Genomic DNA, 18,543 nt, shown 5'->3' with positions numbered 1-18,543 from the left:
GCCATGAGTGGGTGAGTAGGCTCGGCCCAGCCGGATAGTCACGCGGAAGGCGGGCGAAGAACACCTATGTCGAACCTGATCAACCTCGAACAAGTCTCCAAGAGCTTCGGCATCAAGCCGCTCTTGGACGACGTCTCCCTCGGTATCCACGCCGGGGAACGAATCGGGGTGGTCGGTCTCAACGGTGGCGGAAAGACCACGCTGCTCGAGGTGCTGACGGGTCTCGAACCGCCCGACAGCGGTCGGGTGAGCCGGGTCGGTGGGCTGCGGATGGCCGTAGTGACCCAGCGCGGTGTGCTGCCCGAGGGGGCGACGGTCGGGTCGGTGGTGCTCGCGGGACTGTCCGACGATCTGTCGACCGTCGACATCGCCGAACACGAGTGGGCCGCCGACGCGCGCATCCGCACGGTGCTCGAGGGCATCGGCATCGCCGACCTCGGCCTCGACACCCCGGTCACCAATTTGTCCGGTGGGGAACGCCGCCGCGTCGCGCTGGCCGCCGCGCTCGTGCGCGACCTCGACCTGCTGGTGCTCGACGAGCCGACCAACCACCTCGACATCGAGGGTGTGCAGTGGCTGGCCCAGCACCTGATCGCCCGTCGTACCGCGCTGGTGGTCGTCACCCACGATCGCTGGTTCCTCGACACCGTCGCCACCCGCACCTGGGAGGTCGTCGGCGGCAAGGTGGAGACCTACGAGGGCGGCTACGGCGACTGGATCTACGCCCGCGCCGAACGCGCCCGCCAGGCCGATGCCTCCGAGGCGCGCCGCGCCAACCTGGCCCGCAAGGAACTGGCCTGGCTGCGCCGGGGCGCCAAGGCCCGCACCTCCAAGCCGCGCTACCGCGTCGAGGCCGCCGAGGCACTGATCGCCGATGTGCCGCCGCCGCGCGACTCCGTCTCGCTGGCCGCCTTCGCCCGCAAACGCCTCGGCCGCGTGGTGATCGAGCTCGAAGACGCCACCCTCACCACCCCCGACGGTCGCGAGCTGGTCAGCGACCTCACCTGGCGGCTCGCGCCCGGCGAACGGGTCGGTCTCGTCGGCGTGAACGGTTCGGGCAAGACGACGCTGCTGCGCGCCCTGGCCGGCGACGCGGAACCGGCCGCGGGCAAGCGGATCCAGGGTCAGACCGTACAGATCGGTTGGCTGCGTCAGGAACTCGACGACCTGCCCACCGATATGCGTGTGCTGGAGGCCGTGCAGCAGATCGCACAGCGAATCATGCTGGGCGACAAGGAGATCTCGGCCGGGCAGCTCGCCGAGCGGCTCGGGTTCACCCCCGCCCGTCAGCGCACCCCGGTCGGTGACCTCTCCGGTGGTGAACGCCGCCGCCTGCAGCTCACCCGTATCCTGATGGCCGAACCGAACGTGCTGCTGCTCGACGAGCCGACCAACGACCTCGATATCGACACCTTGCAGCAGCTCGAGGACCTTCTCGACAACTGGGCGGGCACCCTCGTGGTCATCAGTCACGACCGCTACCTGGTCGAACGCATCTGTGACTCCACCTGGGCCCTGTTCGGCGACGGCAAGCTCACCAACCTGCCCGGCGGGATCGACCAGTACCTCACCCGCCGCGCCGCGCAGACCGACGCCGCCAAGCCGATCAACACCAAGTCGACCGCCACGTCGACGGATTCGGCCGACCGCCGTGCCGCGCGCAAGGAACTCTCGCGCCTGGAACGTTCCATCGCCAAGCTCGACGAGCGCGAGCAGAAGCTCCACACCGCCCTCGCCGACGCCGCCACCGACCCGGACAAACTCGTCAAGCTCAACACCGAGCTCAAAGAGGTCGTCGCGGAAAAGGAAGCGGCTGAGGAGCGCTGGATGGAACTCGCCGAATCGGCCGAGAGTTAGGTCGCGGCTTCGCGGCCGTCGTTGATCACGACCGGTAAACAGGTCTGGACGAAGTCGGCGCCGAACTCGGTGAGCACGATGCTGCGGTAGCTCACCTTGGTGCCGAAACTGGCGCGCTTCATCGCCTCCCGCACCTGTTCCTGCGCCTCGATGAGCTGGTAGCGGCTCGGGTTGCCCACCGGCTCCCGGGTGGCCTCGATGAGCCCGAGCCTGCGCAGGTTCGGCAGGTACTGGGGCACCCGGTTCGGAAAACGCAGGCCCGCATGCTCACCGAGCATGGTGAGCCCGCTGATGAGGCGTTCGCCGCCGAACGCCCGCTGACGTCCGGTGCGCACGTCGATCGACGGCTGCGGCCCGTCCACGTGCAGAAACCGCAGGATGCGCGCCTCGTCGGGGGTGATCTCGGCGAGGATGCCCGGGTAGGCCGGATGCGAATCCGGTGCCACCGCATGGGTACTCGCCGACAGTCGGAGCAGTTCGGCGCCCTGCTCGCGCAGCGTCGGCATGCCGGGACCACCGTGCTGTTCCCCGCTCGAGGGGAGGCCGAGGGCGTTGCGCAGCCGGTCGCGTACTTCGGTCTGCGCGTCGGCGAGTACCTCGGCGGGCGGTGTCCCCGCGATACTGCCGCGCAGCACCGTGACCGTGACACCGAGGGCGGCGTCGAGGGTCCACATCGTCATCCCCGACGCGGCGGTGATCGCCACGCGCGCGACACCGGTCGCCGCACGGGCGGTGCGCACCGGTGATACCGGGAGCACACCGCGGCGGGCATCGGGCGACGGCACCGACCGTCGCACCAGTTCGGTGGACGGAGGTCCGTCGTCTACATCCATGTCGTCGCTACTCCTGTTCCGAAGACCAGGATGTGAGCGTATCCGGCAATGAGCCCGAGCGCGCCGCCATGGACGAAAAGCAACCATTCGTCCTGTTTGATCGCTGAACGCAGCATGTCCACGAAGTCGTGCGGCGAAAGCGCGGACATTTGCCGGGCGATGAATTCGTTGACCTGGCGGCCCTGCTGGACATTGAACTCGGGGTCGGCGAAGGCCATCGGCGCGATCGTCATGGCCTCGGCGGTGAGGGTGGACTGCAGCGAGTCGTATTCGCGGCTACCGAGCATGAACTTCACCGCGGGCCTGGCCGGGCCGAGGGCGCGGTCGGCGGCCGGGCGCAGCGTGTCCTCTAGCATCTGCAGCGTGCGGTCCGAGCGCGGGCCGTTGAGCAGTTCGTCACCGATGTTGGCGACGGTGAGCACCTCGGTCGACACCAAAGCCGCGTAGCCGGAAGTGATTTCGGGCTGGCGCTTGATGAGCAGACCCTGCCGCCACGGGCACCACCACTTGGGTTCGGCGGGCGCGAAGATCATGTTCAGACCCACCCAGTTCACCACCCAGCCGATCACGATGCCGCCGAGCGGCAGCACGATCAGGGGCGAGAGCGAAGTGGTGTGCAGTGCCAGTACCAGCAGCAGACCGCAGGGCGCGCCGAAATAGAAACCGAAATTCTGCATGAACCGGAGTTCTTTGGCGCCGAGCACCTGGAACAACTGGTTGAGCAATTGCGGGCGTGCCTGGAAATAACGGATCACCATCTGCTTCACATCGAGCAGCTGATCGATATTGGTGCCGAGTTCCATGGTGAGTTCGCGCAGGATCTCGGGCAGTTGCGAGCGCACCCGCTGGTGGATCATCTCCCTCACCTGGGTGGGCAGGTTGTACCAGAGCTGCGGATGCTCACGGCGCAGGATCACCTCGACGATGTCGCGAATCTGCGCGTCGGCCACCTGGGCCAGGTGCTCGGCGAGTTTGTCGGGTTCGAGTTCGCGGTAGAAGTCGGAGACGCTGCCCAGTTTCGACAGACCCTTGTCGACCGCGATGCTCGCCATTTTGTCGGCACGGGAGGGGACGATGCCCTGCCAGCCGATACGGCCGTCGTAACTGAGCAGCGGCAGCACCTGAATTCGCTTGGGCAGGTAGGGAAACACCGTGCGCAGACCGGGCAGCTTGACGCCGTGGAACTCGAGCGGCCGGAACAGCATGAGAATGCCGGTCCAGTTGGTGATGTAACCGATGACGCCTGTGAACAACGGGATGGTCAGAATTTCGAGCAGGAGCGTCGGATGTATACCGAACACACTTTCCAGCACTTACGACACCCTCCTGCCGATACCCGGTGACCACCGCCTTCACCGGCGTTCAAAAAACTAGCACCCCCGCAGCGAGGTGACCCTACTGTGAGGTACGGAACCGGGTCCATTCGCCGTGTTCCAGGCCACAGGGTAGTGTCTGAGACATCAGTCACAGAACCTGTCGCGGATGCCGCACTCGGCCCACCGAGTCGGAACAATGACCATCACCACATTTCGTGACAGGCCACAATCGAGGGCGCGGACAGGGGCGCGCGGTAGATCGCACTGTGCCTGGAGCGTGGTCGGGCAATAATCTGGTGGGCGATCGTTGTCCACGGCGAGACTTCGGAGTAGGACGTTGACAGACGACAGGACCGGACAGGACCTGGCCCGTGCCGGTACCCGCGCCGTCGAGCGCAGCTCGGATGTCGAGCAGCGACAGATCAGTAACGAAGCCCGCCTGATCCGCGGGGTGTTCCGGGCGGCCGGACTGGCCGCGGGCACCGCTGTGCGCGGCAGCCAGTGGGCCGTCGGCACCACCTACGAGGTCACCAAGGAGCTGGCGCAGGCCGCGCTCGACGGTGAGTCGTCCGCCGATATCGCCGAGCGCACCGGCAACGCGCTGCGCTCGATCGCCCGCAGTGCCCTCGGCGTCACCGAGGGCTCGGTGCGCGAGATCGTCAGCTATGTGCCGACCACCAACGGTTCGGGCCAGCAGTCCCTCGCGGTCGGCCCCTATCTGCGGTCCTCCACCACCGAGGAACTGCGCCGCCGCGGCGATGCGCTGCTGGCCCGCTCGGCCGACGTGTACTTCACCGAGGACGTGCACCCCGCCTACGACCGCATCCTCGACGAGATCGCCCCCGACGAGGCCCGCATCCTGCGGTTCATGGCCCTCAACGGACCCCAGCCGGCCGTCGACGTGCGGACCAACCGCCCGCTCGGCATCGGCTCGGAACTGGTGCAGGGCGACCTCACCTCGGTGCCCGAACAGGCAGGCGTGCGCTATCCCGACCGGGCCCGCTCCTACCTCATCAACCTCAACCGCCTCGGTCTCACCCTCACCTCCGACGACCCGGTGGTGCTGAGCCGCTACATGGTGCTCGAGGTGCAGCCGGTCGTCGAGGAGGCGCTCAAGAAGGCCGGGCGCGCGCCGAAGATCGTGCGCAAGAGCCTTCGCCTCTCGGAATTCGGCGAGGACTTCTGCCGCACCTGCTTCACCATCGGCTAGCCCAGACAGTCCGGGGCCCGCGCGGTCGCAGGTCACACTCCGGTTTCGACAGGGGTAGCGATCGGGTACAGATCCGCCTCGCGTGGGCGATCCGGTGGGATCGTGGAGGCATGGAGCAAGGGCCCGGGTCTGTGAACGCGCGCGTCGAGGAGGTCGATGTGCGTCGTGAACGCTCGGGGCCGCTGTTACCCGGGGCGGAGGAGCCGTTGGTCGCCGGGCACGGGATGGACAGTGTGATCACCGACGACGAACAGCCCGCCGCCGCGCCGCCCGAGCCGAAGCCGCGCCCACCCGAGCATCCCGACGACGTCACCGCGATCAGCAGACTCAAATTCCGCTACCTGCGCACGCTGGACACCAAGTCCTGGGACGAGTTCGCCGACACCCTCGTGCCCGAGGCCACGGCGACCTACAGCGAATACCTGCAGTTCGAGTCGCGCGAGGCCTTCCTCGCCTTCCTGCGCAACACCCTCGGCCCGCACGTCGTCACCGAGCACCGGTGCGACCACCCCGAGATCGATGTCGACGGCGACACCGCCACCGGCACCTGGTATCTCGCCGACACCGTGCTCATCCCCGAACACAACATGTGCCTGCACGGCGCCGCGTTCTACACCGACCGCTACGTGCGCTGCGACGACGGTTACTGGCGCATCGCGCACACCGGCTACGAACGCACCTACGAGGTGGTCCTCTCGCTCAGCGACCTGCCGAGCCTGCGGCTCACCGCGAGCCGCTGGGGCATGATCTCCCAGGACGTCTCCCGGGTGGAACGCGAACCGGAGGAGTAGACCGCTCCCGGCCCAGACAGCTAGTCGGCCGTGGCCACCAGCGGCTCGAGGGTGAGATCCGGGTGTTCCTTCTCGATGTACTGCAGCCGCCACTTGTCGCTGAACAGGGCGAGGATCGCGCCGTCGGTGCGGGTGAACACCTCGACTCCGCGCTGGCGGTCCAGCTCCGGCGCCGACTCGGCATCGGTGCGCCTGGCCAGGGTGTAGGCGAGGAAGTCGAGCTGGGTCTCGACATTGAATTCGGCCTGCATACGGGCGGTGACCACCTCGAACTGCATGGGCCCGACGGCGGCGAGCACGGGCGAGGCGTCACCGCGCGCGTCGTTGCGTAGCACCTGGACCACGCCCTCGGAATCGAGCTGGTCGATGGCCTTGCGGAACTGCTTGTACTTGCCCGCGCTCTGGGCGCGCAGCGTCGCGAAGTGCTCGGGCGCGAAGCTCGGGATCGGCGGGAACTCGACCTTCTTGTCCACGAACAGGGTGTGCCCCGGTGCCAGCGCGGTCGCGTTCACCAGGCCGACCACGTCGCCGGGGTAGGCGGTGTCGACGGTGGTGCGTTCGCGGCCGAACACCGTGAGCGCGTACTTCGTCGCGAAGGGGCGACCGGTCTGGGCGTGCGTCACGACCATGCCGCGTTCGAACTCACCCGAGACGATGCGCATGAAGGCCAACCGGTCGCGGTGGGCGGTGTCCATGCCGGCCTGGACCTTGAACACCACCGCGCTGAACGGGTCACCGGTCACGCGGGCTCTGCCGTTCACGTCGGCGCGCGGCCCGGGTGCAGGCGCCAGTGCGACAAGGGTCTCGAGCAGTTGGCGCACTCCGAAATTCAGCATCGCGGAGGCGTAGATGACCGGCGAGGTCTGCCCGGCGAGGAACAGTTCCTGATCGTGGTCCTGCCCGGTGGCCGAGAGCAGCTCGCTCTCCTCGGCGGCGGTGGTCCACGCCTCGCCTTCGCGGGCCTCCGCCTCGGCGGGTGTCAGCGATTCCTCAGGGGCGATCGTCGCGCCACCGGCGGTGCGGGTGAAGTGGATGTACTCGGTCGCCTCGCCCTCGGGGCCGCGGCGCAGCAGGCCGCGGAAGTCGCCCGCGATACCGACCGGGAGGAACAGGGGAGTCGGGGTGAGGCCGATGCGCTCGCTGATCTCGTCGAGCAGTTCCAGCGGCGCCTGGCCCGGGCGGTCCCATTTGTTGATCACCGTGATCACCGGGATGCCACGGTGCCGACACACCTGGAACAGCTTGAGCGTCTGCGGCTCGAGGCCCTTGGCGGCGTCGATCAGCATCACCGCGGCGTCGACGGCGGTGAGCACCCGATAGGTGTCCTCGGAGAAATCGGAGTGACCGGGCGTATCGACGAGATTGATGACATTGTCGACATCCGAACCGGCCGCGCGGTAATTGAACTGCAGCGCGGTCGAACTCACGGAGATACCGCGCGCCTTCTCCATTTCCATCCAGTCCGACACGGTCGACTTGCGACCGGCCTTGCCGTGGATGGCGCCCGCCTCGGAAATCATCTTCGCGTGCAGTGCCAGCGCCTCGGTGAGCGTCGACTTACCCGCGTCGGGGTGCGAGATCACGGCGAACGTGCGGCGACGGGCCACCTCGGCGGGCAATCCGCGCGGAGTGGGGACGGCGCTCTCTCCGGACTCGGTCAACACAGAACCTCTCGCAGTGGTCGGCAACCAATCGAGTTTATTGGAGCGCCGGCGCGCTCGAGGTCGCGGCCCCTCCTCGAGGTCGGGGCGTGGGGGCGGGGAGTTCGAAGCTGGAGCGGTTTCAGGTCGGCCGATCGGGTGCGGTATGGTGGTCGGGTTGTCTCGGCGAGGGTGAGTCGCACCCCGTGTGCTCACCGTGATCGACGCGGCTCGGCCTTCCCGGTCGTCCTCGTTCGTTCTTCGTCCGACGAGCAGACCACCCGACCCCGGTAGATGGGTCGCCCTTGACCAGCCCGGAAGAGCCGTAGGAGCGCATCAGTCATGTCCGACGTGAACCAGATCGAAGCCGCCGTCCGTACCGAATTCGGTAAGGGCGCCGCTCGCCGTACCCGTCGCGACGGCAACGTGCCCGCCGTGCTGTACGGCCACCAGTCCGAGCCGCAGCACCTGTCGCTGGACGCCAAGGCCTTCGCCGCCATCCTGCGTGAGCACGGCACCAACGCCATCCTGAACCTGGTCGTCGACGGCAAGCAGCAGCTGGCCATGACCAAGTCGGTAGTCGTCCACCCGATCCGCCGCTACATCGAGCACGCCGACCTGCTGATCGTCAAGCGCGGCGAGCGCGTCGTCACCGACGTCCCCGTCGTCGTCACCGGCGATGCCGCTGCGGGCACCCTGGTCACCCAGGAAGCCAACACCATCTCCATCGAGGCCGACGCGCTGAAGCTGCCCGAGACCATCGAGGTCTCCGTCGAGGGCGTCGAGGCGGGCACCCAGATCCTGGCCGGTGGCATCGAGCTGCCCGCCGGCGTGACCCTGGCCGGTGACGCCGAAGCGCTCGTCATCAACGTGATCGCCGCCCCGTCGGCCGCTCAGCTCGACGAAGAGGGTGAAGGCGCGGCCGAGGCGGGCGACACCCCCGCTGAAGAGACCGAGTAAGACGCTCAACGGTTCGGCCGATGACCGAATCCTCCGGGCCCGCACTCGTGGTGGGGCTGGGTAACCCCGGCCCCGAATACGAGCGCACCCGCCACAATGTGGGCTTCCTGGTCGCCGACGTGCTCGCCGAGCGCGTCGGCGGCCGTTTTGCCGTGCACAAGAAGTCCGGCGCCGATCTGCTGCAGGCCCGTCTCGACGGCCGCCAGGTCCTCATCGCCAAACCGCGCACCTATATGAATCTGTCCGGGCGCCCGGTGGCGGCGCTGGCGAAGTTCTTCTCGGTGCCCGTCGATCAGGTGATCGTGGTGCACGACGAATTGGATCTGCCGTTCGGGACGATCCGGCTCAAGCAGGGCGGTGGGGAAGGCGGCCACAACGGCCTGCGATCCATTTCCCAGGCCCTCACCACCAAGGACTACCTGCGCACCCGGATCGGCATCAGCCGCCCGCCCGGTCGTCAGGATCCGGCTGATTATGTGCTCAAGCCGTTCTCGGCCCCCGAGCGCAAAGAGGTGCCGGTGATCGTCGAGCAGGCCGCCGATGCGGTGGAGCTGTTGCTGAAGGCCGGTTTGGAAACCGCCCAGAACCAGCTGCACTAGCGAACTTTCGACAACGAGCCCTCCCCGGTTTCGGGGAGGGCTCGTTGTCGTCAGCGGAGGTGGGCCGCCGTGGCTGTGCGGCGGAGCTTTCCCGAAGAGGTCTTCGGGAGGGCGCCGGGGCCCAGAATGGCCACGGTGCGGGGGCGCGCGCCTACCTCGGCGAAGACCTCGTGGACGATCTCACGTTCGATGCGTTTCACCTCGTCGGGGACCTGGTAGTCGTTGGATTCGACTACCACGGCGAAGCTTTCGCGCTTCTCGCCCGCGTCGAGGCGCACAGCCACGGCATTGCCGGGACGAACTCCCTGCACGCGCAGGGCGGCACGTTCGATGTCGGTGGGGTAGATGTTGCGGCCGCCCATGATGATGACGTCCTTCATACGGCCGCACACCACGATGAGGCCGTCGTCGGTGAAGTAGCCGATGTCGCCGGTGTCGAGCCAGCCGTCGGCGTCCTGGGCGGGACGGAACCCGTCGACGGTGACGTAGCCCGAAGTGACGGCCGGGCCACGCAATTCGATGACGCCCACCGAGCGAACCGGCAGCGGCTGACGCTCGTCGTCGACCACCCGGCCCTCGAGATCGTCGACCAGGTAGCCGAGGGTCGGCAGTTTGCGCGGTGTGCCGTGATGGCCGTCCTCGGCGACGGGCACCGCCTTGCCGACGGCCTCGAGCAGATCCGCGTCGACGATATCGAGCACCATGCCGTGACCGGGATCGGGAATCGACACGGCGAGGGTGGTTTCGGCCATGCCGTAGACGGGAGTGAGGGCGGACGGGTTGAGGCCGAACTGTTTTCCGGCCTCGGCCAGGGCCGTCATGGTGTCGGGGTCGACCGGTTCGGCGCCGTTCCACATGTAGCGCACGCTCGACAGGTCCATGCTGCCCGGTTCGGCCTGCCGCAGCCGGCGCGCCAGCAGCGAATACGCGAAGTTCGGTGCGGCCGTGACGGTCCCGCGATACTTGGCGATGAGTTCGGCCCACAGCAGCGGCCTGGCCAGGAAGTCGAGCGGCGTCACGCACACCACTTCGGCGCCGAACTGCATGGGCACACTGAGGAATCCGACCATGCCCATGTCGTGGAACAGCGGCAGCCAGCTGATCATCACGTCGTCGTCGGTCTGGAACTTGACGCGATTGAACATCGCGTAGGCGTTGACGTAGAAGTTGCCGTGGGTGATGCGCACGGCCTTCGGCGAGCCCGTCGACCCGGAGGTGAGCTGCTGCAGGGCGATATCGGCCTCGGTGGTCGGCACCGGATCGGAGTCGGCGCCCTCGGCCAGGTCCGCCACCCGGACCACGGTGATCCCGCGCTCTCGCAGCACCGGTTCGGCGGCGGCGAACGGCTCGCCGAGCACGACGGCCTTCGCCTCGATCATGTTCAGGACGGTCTCGGTGTCGCGTACCCAGACCGCGAGGTCGGTGCGTGGCGTCGGCTGGTGCAGCATCGTGATCGAGGCGCCGCGCATCCAGATCCCTTGGCACACAGGGGCGATGTCGACCGGCAACCCGGCGAGCACACCCACGGCATCGCCGTGCCCGATCCCGGCGGCCGCGAGACCGCCCGCCATCCGCCGCGCCTGGCGATGGATTTCCCCCCAGGTCTGCCGAAGCGGTGCCTCGGGTTCTCCGGTGACCAGCCCACGCGGGCTGGACAGCGCTGTGGCAAACATTTCGTCGGTGAACCTGCTCAACGTCGGACTCCCTTTACGCCAACGATCGGTTACGGCCGTGCTCCCAACAAGATCCCGCCCCGTGATTCCGGTGTTAACCCCAATTGCCCCCGGCACCCCTGTGTGAACACGATAGCCGCTGCCTCCGACTGCTCTGGCCACACCGGGGCAATTGCCTGCCGGAGGCAGCGGGTCGAACCTGTGATCCGCCGGTCAGCGCTGTGTCAGGCTTGCCAAGGTCGCGACGAAACGGTCGAGATCGGAGCGGCTGACGAAGTAGTGCGGTGAGGCGCGCAGGACGGCGGGCAGCGCGCGCTCGGTCATGTCGAGCAGCGCCGAGGTGGCGCGGCTGACGGTGACGGTGACGGCGTGCTCGGCGAGCCGGTCACGCAGCTGGTCCGGGTCGTGGCCGTCGACGGTGAACGAGACGATGCCGCTGTGCTCGGTCCCCAGATCGCGCACAGTGACGCCGGGCAGGTCGGCCATGGCTTCGCGCAGGTATTCCGCGCCCGCGGCCACCGCCGCGTAGGCCTCGTCGGGACCGAGTTCGAGCAGGTAGTCCACGGCGGCGCCGAGGCCGAGGCGGGCGGCCACATCGCACTCCCAGAACTCGAAGCGCTGGGCGCCGTCGGCGAGGCGGTAGTCGGCGGGGCCGGTCCAGGTGGCGCTGTGCAGGTCGAGGCGGGCGGGTTCCATCGTGTGCGCCAGTTCGTTACGCACGTAAAGGAATCCGGTGCCGCGCGGGCCACGCAACCACTTGCGCCCGGTGGCGGACAGGGCGTCGACACCGAGTTCGATCACATCGATCGGCAGTTGGCCGATGGATTGGCAGGCATCGAGCAGAACGATCGCACCGGCTTGTTTCGCGATGCGGGTCGCCTCGGCGACCGGGTTCACCAGGCCGCCGTTGGTCGGCGCGTGCTGCAGCGAGACCAGGCGGACGCGCTCGTCGAGCATGTTCGCCAGGGCGACGGTGTCGAGTCGACCGGTGTCGTCGCTGGGAATGTGCTCGACCACCGCGCCGGTGGCGGCGGCGCGCTGCAGTGCGGCAATGGCATTGCTCGCGTAGTCGGCGCCGGAGATCAGCACGCGGTCGCCGGGCCGCAGGGGCACCGAGTAGGCGAAATCGGCCCAGGACCTGGTGGCACTGTCGCTGAGCGCGATGGTGTCGGGCGTGGCGCCGATCAGTGTGGCGATGGAGGTCTTCACGGCGGCGAGGTCGTCGAGTCGTTCGTTTGCCGCACGGTAGCCACCGATGTCGGCTTCGCGACGGAGATGGGCGATCACGGTGTCGGTGACGATGCGCGGCGGTAGGGACGAGCCCGCGCTGTCGAGGAAGACCTTGCCGTCGGCGAGGCCCGGCGTGGCGGCGGTAATGGCGGCGAAATCCAGCATGGCGACGACCCTAACGCCGATCGGTGTTCGGCTTCTCGACACTTTTTCTGTCGGTGGTCCTCGCTACCCTGGAATGAACGACATGCGCCGAGCCCCGGCGGCGCTCACCACGTGGAGGTTGGCATGGCGGTCACCCTGGAACGTTCCTCCTGGCCGGATTCCGCCTGCGACCAGGGCGAATTGTCGTCGCGGGCGGCGGCTGAGGCCTATGTGGGCGGGGTGTGTTTCAAGCTCGGGCCACCCACGCTGATCGGTGCCGAACTCGAATGGCTCACCGCCGGACCCACCGGCGCCCGACCCTCGCTCGACCAGCTCTCCTCGGCCCTCGGGCCACATGCTCCGACCTCTCTCGCCCCTGCCTCACCCGCGCTTCCCCTGCCCGGTGGCAGCGCGGTGACCATCGAACCCGGTGGTCAGATCGAACTCTCCAGCGCACCTTTCGCCGATCCGGCGGAGCTCACGCGGAATCTGCGGGCAGATGCGGCCCGTTTGCGGGACTTGCTCGCCACCAGGGAAATCACCGTCACCGCCGCGTCCGCCGACGCACACCGCCCGGCTGAGCGGCTCCTTCGCTTGCCCCGATACGCGGCCATGGAACGCGCGTTCGCCGGCATCGGCCCCTTCGGCGGCCTGATGATGTGCAATACCGCCGCCACCCAGGTCAGCGTCGACGCGGGCGCCGACCCGGCCGAGGTGCGCGCCCGCTGGACAGCGCTCTACGTGCTCGGGCCCGCACTGATCGCGGCGTTCGCCTGCTCGCCCGCCTTGCACGGAATACCGTGCGGGGATTGGGTTTCCCAGCGCATGCGTACCTGGTTGCGCCTCGACCCGGCCCGCACCAGGCCACCGGTATCCGACTGGGCCGACCCGATCACCGCCTACGCGCGCTGGGCGCTCGACGTTCCACTGCTGTGCGTGCGCTGCACCGAACCCGACGCCGACTGGTCGCCCCCACCGGGCGCGACCTTCGCCGACTGGCTCTCGGGCGCGCTCGACGACGAGGTCGGCCGCCGCCCCACCCGCGCGGACCTCGACTATCACCTCACCACCCTGTTTCCGCCGGTCCGGGCCTCGGGACACCTCGAGGTGCGCTATCTCGACACCCAGCCGGGCGATACGTGGACCACCCCGATCCACCTGTTCGACGCCCTGCTCTCGACATCCGAGGTGGTCGCCGAGGCAACGGCTCTCGCGGCCCCGGTCGCGGGGGAGTGGACCACAGCGGCGCGCCACGGGCTGCTCGACCCGCAGGTGCGCCAGGTGGCGGTGGACGTGCTCGACCTGGCGGCACAGCATGCCAGAACACCCGCCGCCGCACAGGAATTGGCCGACGCGGCGCGTCGATGTCGCTCGGCACTCAGCCCCTCGGACCAGCTGGAGAGCTCGGAGGGTTCGCGATGAATCGACGTCGCGCGCCCGATGGCCCGACCCTGCCTGCCGCTGTGAAGATCCCTGTCGCCCAGCCTCACTCGGAGATCCGCTCGTGACACTTTCCGCACCCGCCGACCATGCCGACCGCGAACGCACGCGAGCCAGGATCGCCGAGGTGCTCGCTCGTGCCCGCCGCCGCACCGCCGTGCTCACCGACAGCGTCGACGAGGCCGACCTCGTCGCGCAGCATTCACCGCTGATGTCGCCCCTGGTCTGGGATCTGGCCCATATCGGCAACCAGGAGGAACTCTGGTTGGTGCGCGATGTCGGCGGCCGGGAACCGGTGCGCAGCGATATCGACGAACTGTACGACGCCTTCAAGCACGCCAGGGCGAACCGGCCCGCGCTGCCGCTGCTGAATCCGGAGCAGGCGCGTGGCTATGTGGGCACCGTCCGCGAGAAGGTCCTCGACGTACTCGAATCCAGTCCGCTGCTGGGAAATCCGCTGGTGGACAATGGTTTCGCGTTCGGGATGATCGCACAGCACGAACAGCAACACGACGAAACCATGCTGGCCACCCACCAGTTGCGCCTGGGCGCACCGGTACTGTCGGCGCCGCCCACGCCGTCCGCGCAGATTCCGATCGGCGGTGAAGTAGTTGTTCCCGCAGGCGAGTTCGTGATGGGTACGTCAGCCGATCCGTGGGCGCTGGACAATGAACGGCCCGCGCATCCGGTGTATGTCGAGGGTTTCGCGATCGATGTCGCCCCGGTGACCAACGAGCAGTACCTGGCGTTCATCGACGACGGCGGCTACGAGCGCCGTGAGCTGTGGTCGGAGCGCGGGTGGGCGCACCGGCAGGAGGCGGGGCTGGTCGCGCCGCAGTTCTGGGAGCGCGAGGGGAATGAGTGGTACCGAAGGGTTTTCGGGGTGCGTACCGCGTTACGGCCACGTCAGCCGGTGGTGCACGTGTGCTGGTTCGAGGCGCAGGCCTATGCGCGGTGGGCGGGTAAGCGGTTGCCCACCGAGGCCGAGTGGGAGAAGGCGGCGCGGTTCGACCCGGCCACCGGAGCGTCGCGGCGCTATCCGTGGGGCGAGGACGAGCCGAGCGAGCGCACCGCCAACCTGGGCCAGCGCCATCTGGAACCGGCCGAGGTCGGCGCGTATCCGGCCGGTGCGTCGGCAACCGGAGTGCACCAGTTGATCGGTGACGTCTGGGAGTGGTGTTCCTCCGGTTTCGAGGCCTACCCAGGGTTCCGTGCGTTCCCGTACCGCGAGTACTCGGAGGTCTTCTTCGGTGGGGACTACCGGATCCTGCGCGGCGGTTCGTTCGGCACCGACGAGGTGGCCTGCCGCGGCACCTTCCGCAACTGGGACCATCCCATCCGCAGGCAGATCTTCGCCGGGTTCCGGCTGGCCCGCGACCTGCGCGAGGACGAACACTGATGTGCAGACACCTCGGCTATGTCGGCCCACCGGTCGCGGTCGGTGAATTGATCTTGCGCGGCTCGCACTCGCTCTACGCCCAGTCCTGGGCGCCGCTCGACATGCGTGCCGGTGGCACCGTCAACGCCGACGGTTTCGGCGTCGCCTGGTGGCGCCGCGCCGAGGTCGGCATGGAGGGTGCCCGCGACGCGGTGACCCGCTACCGCAATCCCGCCCCCATCTGGACCGATCCGGCTGTCGCCGAGGTCCTCGGGCAGCTCGAGTCCCGAGCGGTGCTCGCGGCCGTCCGCTCGGCCACCGTCGGCATGCCGATCGAACGCTCCGCCTGCGCCCCCTTCACCGACGACCACTGGGCCTTCAGCCACAACGGTGTCGTGCAGGAGTGGCGAACCACCCTGCCCGCCGTCCTCACCGACTTGGCGCCCCTTCTCGACCCGTCCGCCACGGCCTCGATGTTCCTGCACGCCGAGGCACTCACCGACGCGGCAGCGCTGTGGGTCGTGCTGCGTGCCCTGCTCGCCGCCATCGACCCCGACGGTCCGGTCACGTCGCCGGCCGACGCGCTGCGACTACTGGTGACCACCGTGCTGCGTCATCAACCCAACGCCCGCGTGAATCTGTTGCTCGGCAACGGTTCCGAACTCTGGGCCACCACCTGCTGGCATGCCTTGTCGGTGCTGGTCACCGACGACTACGCCGTGCTGTCCTCGGAACCGTACGACGACGATCCACGATGGCGACCGATCGCGGATCGTCAGCTGGTGACCGCCTCGCCCGGCCACTGCACCATCACCGCTCTGGAATTCCCCGCCACCGAAAGGGTCCGTTCATGACCGCGCCGCTGCTGGACATCCACCTCACCGACGCCGATCTCACCGAGGCCCTGCGCGCCGACGCCCGCGCCGGACTCACCGCCGATCCGAAGTCGCTGCCGCCCAAGTGGTTCTACGACGCCCGTGGCAGCGAATTGTTCGAGGCGATCACCGAGCTACCCGAGTACTACCCCACTCGCACCGAGCGGGCGCTGCTGCGCGATGTGGTGGACGAGATCGCGGCCGCCGCTCGTGCCGACGTACTGGTGGAACTCGGCGCGGGCTCGGCGGCCAAGACCCGGCTACTCCTCGACGCGCTCACGGCCGTGGGTTCGCTGAAAACCTATGTGCCACAGGATGTTTCCGCGTCAGCCCTCCGTGGTGCTGCAACCGAATTGGCGGCCGAGTACCCGAACCTGTCCGTGCACGGTGTGGTCAGCGATTTCACCGACACCCTGCACAACCTGCCGAGGGGTGGGCGCCGGATGATCGCCTTCCTCGGCGGAACCATCGGTAACCTGGTGCCCGCCGAACGCGCCGAATTCCTGGCCGGCATCAACGAGGTTCTCGAACCCGGGGAACTGCTGCTGCTCGGCGCGGGCCTCGTGGTGGCCCCCGAAATCGTCGTTCCCGCCTACGACGACGCCGCGGGTGTCACCGCCGAGTTCAACCGCAATGTCCTGCACGTCCTCAACAACCGGCTGTCCGCCGATTTCGAACCGGACAAGTTCGAGCACATCGCGCTGTGGGATCCCACGAACGAGTGGATCGAAATGCGCCTGCGCGCCACCGAAGCCATGACCGCGACCGTCGCCGATCTGGGCCTCACCGTCGACTTCGCCGCGGGCGAGGAGATGCGCACCGAGATCTCGGCCAAGTTCCGTCCCGAAGCGCTCGGTGCCGAACTCGACGACGCGGGCTTCACCCCCACCCACACCTGGACCGACCCCGAGAACCGCTTCACCCTCGTCCTGGCCGAGCGTCGTTGACCGCGGCTACGGCGGAACTGCCTCGGTCGGCAAGATGTCGACCGAGCCGGTCGTCAGGGCGTTGCGGCTCTAGAGGTCGAGCTCGTCGGCGACCCCTTCACCGCTGATCAGGTTCTCGTCCCCGTCGAGGTCGGCGTTGTCGAGGGAGTCCTCGTCGAAAGCGCGGACGGCGACCTCTTCGGCGGGGCGCTCGTCTTCTTCCATCTCCTCGTGGCGCTCGCCGCTCTCGGTCCACTCCTCCGACAGTTCCTCGCCGATACCGAGGAAGCCGTCGGCGTCGGCCTCGCGGTTGCGGATCACGTAGTCCGCGGGCGGGTCTTCGATATTGCGTTCGTATTCGATGATGTCGTCGGCCTGATCGTCGTCGCCCATGTCCATGTCCAGCGGTTCACGGCTCATGGTGCCAGTATCGGCCTGTGCGCCGACCCGTGCCAGGAAGGCACGCCCGCCGGATCAGTCGACGCCTTCGAGGACGGCGGCCAGCCATTCGATGAGCGGACGTAGCTCGTTCCATGCTCGCCGGACCTCGGTGACGCCTGCGGGGGTCTCGAGCCAGTCAGGTGCGCCGTAGTCGCGGCGAACGATCAGCGACTTGTGGCGGAGCAGTCCGATGCGCGGATGGTCGGCGGGGTAGCCCTTGGGGCGGGTCTTGAGCTGTTCGCCGCCGAGGTCGTAACCGGCGGCCGTGATCGCGGCCAGGATGCCTTCCAGTTCGCGGCCGCGCACGTCGTCGTCGATGGTGGCGCGCAGGACGGTCAGGGCGCTCGGCGCGGGCCGGAAACAGCCGCCGCCGACGGCCAGCCCGGCCGCGCTGATCTGCACGTACCAGCCGACGCCAGGGGAGAGGTGAAACACCGCGCCCTGATGAGTCTTGTAGGGCGTCTTGTCGGCCGAGAATCGCACGTCACGGTACGGCCGGAAAACCCTGGCGTCCCCGAATTCGGCCGCGAGTTCGGCGGTGAGCGCGACCATCGGCGCCCGTACCGCCTCGTCGTAGGTGTGCTTGTGTGCGGTCCAGAAGGCCTTGGAGTTGTCGGCCTCGAGATCCTCGTAGAAGTCCAGGCCGGCCAGGGGGAAACCGGTGAAAGCGTTCATCGTGCGTGCGGTTCTCAGTTCTGTGACGGGATGATGTCGGCGTCGAAGAAGAACACCCGGATCGCCAGCCCCGCGAGCAACGCGAACAGCGCCGCCACGGCCGACCAGTTGCCGAGCGGTTCACCCTTCTTGCTCCCGTACAGCCCCGCCGCGATCCCGAGCACACCGAAGATGATCGGGAAGAACAGCAGGGCGATGACGGCGAACACGAACGCCACTGTCGACCAGGTCTTACCCGCGGACGCCTCGACATCACCATCGGAGTCGTCGACGGGCAACCCACCGTAGGACACCTCGGGCCTGCCGGGATATTTGGCCTCGTGCGCGCCATGCGATGGCTCGACCGGCTCGTCCGACAGCGAATACGACACCTCGGGTCGCTCCGGCTTGGCATGCCGAGGCCGATACTCGCCCTCGCCGGATCCGGATTCCTGCGGTGTGCTCATCGAGACCTCCCAGGTCGGGCTATCGCGGGGCTACCGTCTCCAGTATCGCCCCACGGACCCTCGGCACCACGCTGCCGACACACGAACGGCCCCCGGCGCGATGCCGAGG

At 68.2% G+C, this 18,543-nt stretch carries 16 protein-coding genes and 1 pseudogene; 9 read left to right on the top strand and 8 right to left on the bottom strand.

Translation table 11 applies throughout. The features are described 5' to 3' along the window. Positions 1-66: 66 nt before the first annotated feature. A complete protein-coding gene (locus tag ACWEVR_RS23885) occupies positions 67-1,857 on the top strand; it encodes an ABC-F family ATP-binding cassette domain-containing protein (RefSeq protein ID WP_452468792.1) in 1,791 nt (596 codons plus the stop codon). On the opposite strand, the gene ACWEVR_RS23880 is transcribed toward ACWEVR_RS23885, so the two are convergent. Both ACWEVR_RS23880 and ACWEVR_RS23875 read right to left on the bottom strand, forming a co-directional pair. Then, positions 1,854-2,690 (bottom strand): Abi-alpha family protein, encoded by an 837-nt coding sequence (locus ACWEVR_RS23880; protein ID WP_452468791.1) that lies wholly within the window; start codon positions 2,688-2,690, stop codon positions 1,854-1,856. The genes ACWEVR_RS23885 and ACWEVR_RS23880 overlap by 4 nt on opposite strands. After that, positions 2,681-4,003, bottom strand: a complete 1,323-nt coding sequence (locus tag ACWEVR_RS23875) for a hypothetical protein (RefSeq protein WP_084456789.1) — start codon at positions 4,001-4,003, stop codon at positions 2,681-2,683. Before ACWEVR_RS23875 ends, ACWEVR_RS23880 begins: the two co-directional genes overlap by 10 nt. 340 nt (positions 4,004-4,343) lie before the next feature. On the opposite strand from ACWEVR_RS23875, the gene ACWEVR_RS23870 reads away from it, so the two are divergent. Both ACWEVR_RS23870 and ACWEVR_RS23865 read left to right on the top strand, forming a co-directional pair. Continuing rightward, positions 4,344-5,216: an Abi-alpha family protein gene (locus ACWEVR_RS23870; RefSeq protein WP_452468790.1), complete on the top strand. Its 873-nt coding sequence runs from the start codon at positions 4,344-4,346 to the stop codon at positions 5,214-5,216. 308 nt (positions 5,217-5,524) lie between these two features. Then, positions 5,525-6,007: pseudogene (locus ACWEVR_RS23865) on the top strand (nuclear transport factor 2 family protein); the annotation flags it as partial. A gap of 20 nt (positions 6,008-6,027) precedes the next feature. Here the strand turns inward: ACWEVR_RS23865 and ACWEVR_RS23860 are convergent. Then, positions 6,028-7,668 carry a peptide chain release factor 3 gene (locus tag ACWEVR_RS23860; RefSeq protein WP_452468789.1) on the bottom strand — a complete coding sequence of 547 codons (1,641 nt, stop codon included), beginning with the start codon at positions 7,666-7,668 and terminating at the stop codon, positions 6,028-6,030. 321 nt (positions 7,669-7,989) lie between these two features. Here ACWEVR_RS23860 and ACWEVR_RS23855 point away from each other — a divergent pair, with 321 nt between their 5' ends. Next, the gene (locus ACWEVR_RS23855; protein WP_452468788.1) at positions 7,990-8,607 is read left to right on the top strand and encodes a 50S ribosomal protein L25/general stress protein Ctc; all 618 of its coding nucleotides are present in this window, start codon (positions 7,990-7,992) and stop codon (positions 8,605-8,607) included. Between the two features lie 20 nt (positions 8,608-8,627). Continuing rightward, positions 8,628-9,206, top strand: coding sequence for an aminoacyl-tRNA hydrolase (gene pth, locus ACWEVR_RS23850; RefSeq protein WP_067485516.1), 579 nt, complete (start codon positions 8,628-8,630; stop codon positions 9,204-9,206). A gap of 50 nt (positions 9,207-9,256) precedes the next feature. Here pth and ACWEVR_RS23845 read toward each other — a convergent pair whose 3' ends face one another. Both ACWEVR_RS23845 and ACWEVR_RS23840 read right to left on the bottom strand, forming a co-directional pair. Further along, positions 9,257-10,900 carry a fatty acyl-AMP ligase gene (locus ACWEVR_RS23845; protein WP_452468787.1) on the bottom strand — a complete coding sequence of 548 codons (1,644 nt, stop codon included), beginning with the start codon at positions 10,898-10,900 and terminating at the stop codon, positions 9,257-9,259. A 192-nt stretch (positions 10,901-11,092) separates the two neighbouring features. Continuing rightward, positions 11,093-12,274: an aminotransferase class V-fold PLP-dependent enzyme gene (locus ACWEVR_RS23840; RefSeq protein ID WP_452468786.1), complete on the bottom strand. Its 1,182-nt coding sequence runs from the start codon at positions 12,272-12,274 to the stop codon at positions 11,093-11,095. A gap of 123 nt (positions 12,275-12,397) precedes the next feature. Here ACWEVR_RS23840 and egtA point away from each other — a divergent pair, with 123 nt between their 5' ends. The 4 genes from egtA to egtD all read left to right on the top strand — a co-directional run bounded on the left by egtA (position 12,398) and on the right by egtD (position 16,893). Beyond that, positions 12,398-13,675, top strand: coding sequence for an ergothioneine biosynthesis glutamate--cysteine ligase EgtA (gene egtA, locus ACWEVR_RS23835; RefSeq protein ID WP_452468785.1), 1,278 nt, complete (start codon positions 12,398-12,400; stop codon positions 13,673-13,675). An 82-nt stretch (positions 13,676-13,757) separates the two neighbouring features. Next, complete coding sequence (gene egtB, locus ACWEVR_RS23830; RefSeq protein WP_452468784.1) at positions 13,758-15,092, top strand: ergothioneine biosynthesis protein EgtB; 1,335 nt, start codon at positions 13,758-13,760, stop codon at positions 15,090-15,092. Further along, positions 15,092-15,925, top strand: coding sequence for an ergothioneine biosynthesis protein EgtC (gene egtC, locus ACWEVR_RS23825; protein WP_452468783.1), 834 nt, complete (start codon positions 15,092-15,094; stop codon positions 15,923-15,925). The genes egtB and egtC overlap by 1 nt, the downstream gene beginning before the upstream one ends. After that, positions 15,922-16,893, top strand: coding sequence for an L-histidine N(alpha)-methyltransferase (gene egtD / locus ACWEVR_RS23820; RefSeq protein ID WP_452468782.1), 972 nt, complete (start codon positions 15,922-15,924; stop codon positions 16,891-16,893). Before egtC ends, egtD begins: the two co-directional genes overlap by 4 nt. A 69-nt stretch (positions 16,894-16,962) precedes the next feature. Here egtD and ACWEVR_RS23815 read toward each other — a convergent pair whose 3' ends face one another. Genes ACWEVR_RS23815 through ACWEVR_RS23805 form a run of 3 tightly spaced genes read right to left on the bottom strand, consistent with a single transcriptional unit; the run spans position 16,963 to position 18,434 of the window. Continuing rightward, positions 16,963-17,292 carry a hypothetical protein gene (locus ACWEVR_RS23815; protein ID WP_174552173.1) on the bottom strand — a complete coding sequence of 110 codons (330 nt, stop codon included), beginning with the start codon at positions 17,290-17,292 and terminating at the stop codon, positions 16,963-16,965. Positions 17,293-17,346: 54 nt separating this feature from the next. Beyond that, the gene (locus tag ACWEVR_RS23810) at positions 17,347-17,988 is read right to left on the bottom strand and encodes a DUF2461 domain-containing protein (RefSeq protein ID WP_452468781.1); all 642 of its coding nucleotides are present in this window, start codon (positions 17,986-17,988) and stop codon (positions 17,347-17,349) included. A 14-nt stretch (positions 17,989-18,002) separates the two neighbouring features. After that, complete coding sequence (locus ACWEVR_RS23805) at positions 18,003-18,434, bottom strand: hypothetical protein (protein ID WP_452468780.1); 432 nt, start codon at positions 18,432-18,434, stop codon at positions 18,003-18,005. Positions 18,435-18,543: the final 109 nt, after the last annotated feature.

The organism is Nocardia sp. NPDC003979 (assembly GCF_053605015.1).
The sequence above is the reverse complement of the archived record's forward strand: the minus strand, read 5'-3'. Positions and strand labels throughout refer to the sequence as shown.

Coding starts and splice junctions, on each gene's coding strand:
- ACWEVR_RS23885 (WP_452468792.1), top strand. CDS start 67: ATGTCGAACCTGATCAACCTCGAACAAGTCTCCAAGAGCTTCGGCATC.
- ACWEVR_RS23880 (WP_452468791.1), bottom strand. CDS start 2,690: ATGGATGTAGACGACGGACCTCCGTCCACCGAACTGGTGCGACGGTCG.
- ACWEVR_RS23855 (WP_452468788.1), top strand. CDS start 7,990: ATGTCCGACGTGAACCAGATCGAAGCCGCCGTCCGTACCGAATTCGGT.
- pth (WP_067485516.1), top strand. CDS start 8,628: ATGACCGAATCCTCCGGGCCCGCACTCGTGGTGGGGCTGGGTAACCCC.
- ACWEVR_RS23840 (WP_452468786.1), bottom strand. CDS start 12,274: ATGCTGGATTTCGCCGCCATTACCGCCGCCACGCCGGGCCTCGCCGAC.
- egtA (WP_452468785.1), top strand. CDS start 12,398: ATGGCGGTCACCCTGGAACGTTCCTCCTGGCCGGATTCCGCCTGCGAC.
- egtC (WP_452468783.1), top strand. CDS start 15,092: ATGTGCAGACACCTCGGCTATGTCGGCCCACCGGTCGCGGTCGGTGAA.
- egtD (WP_452468782.1), top strand. CDS start 15,922: ATGACCGCGCCGCTGCTGGACATCCACCTCACCGACGCCGATCTCACC.
- ACWEVR_RS23815 (WP_174552173.1), bottom strand. CDS start 17,292: ATGAGCCGTGAACCGCTGGACATGGACATGGGCGACGACGATCAGGCC.
- ACWEVR_RS23810 (WP_452468781.1), bottom strand. CDS start 17,988: ATGAACGCTTTCACCGGTTTCCCCCTGGCCGGCCTGGACTTCTACGAG.
- ACWEVR_RS23805 (WP_452468780.1), bottom strand. CDS start 18,434: ATGAGCACACCGCAGGAATCCGGATCCGGCGAGGGCGAGTATCGGCCT.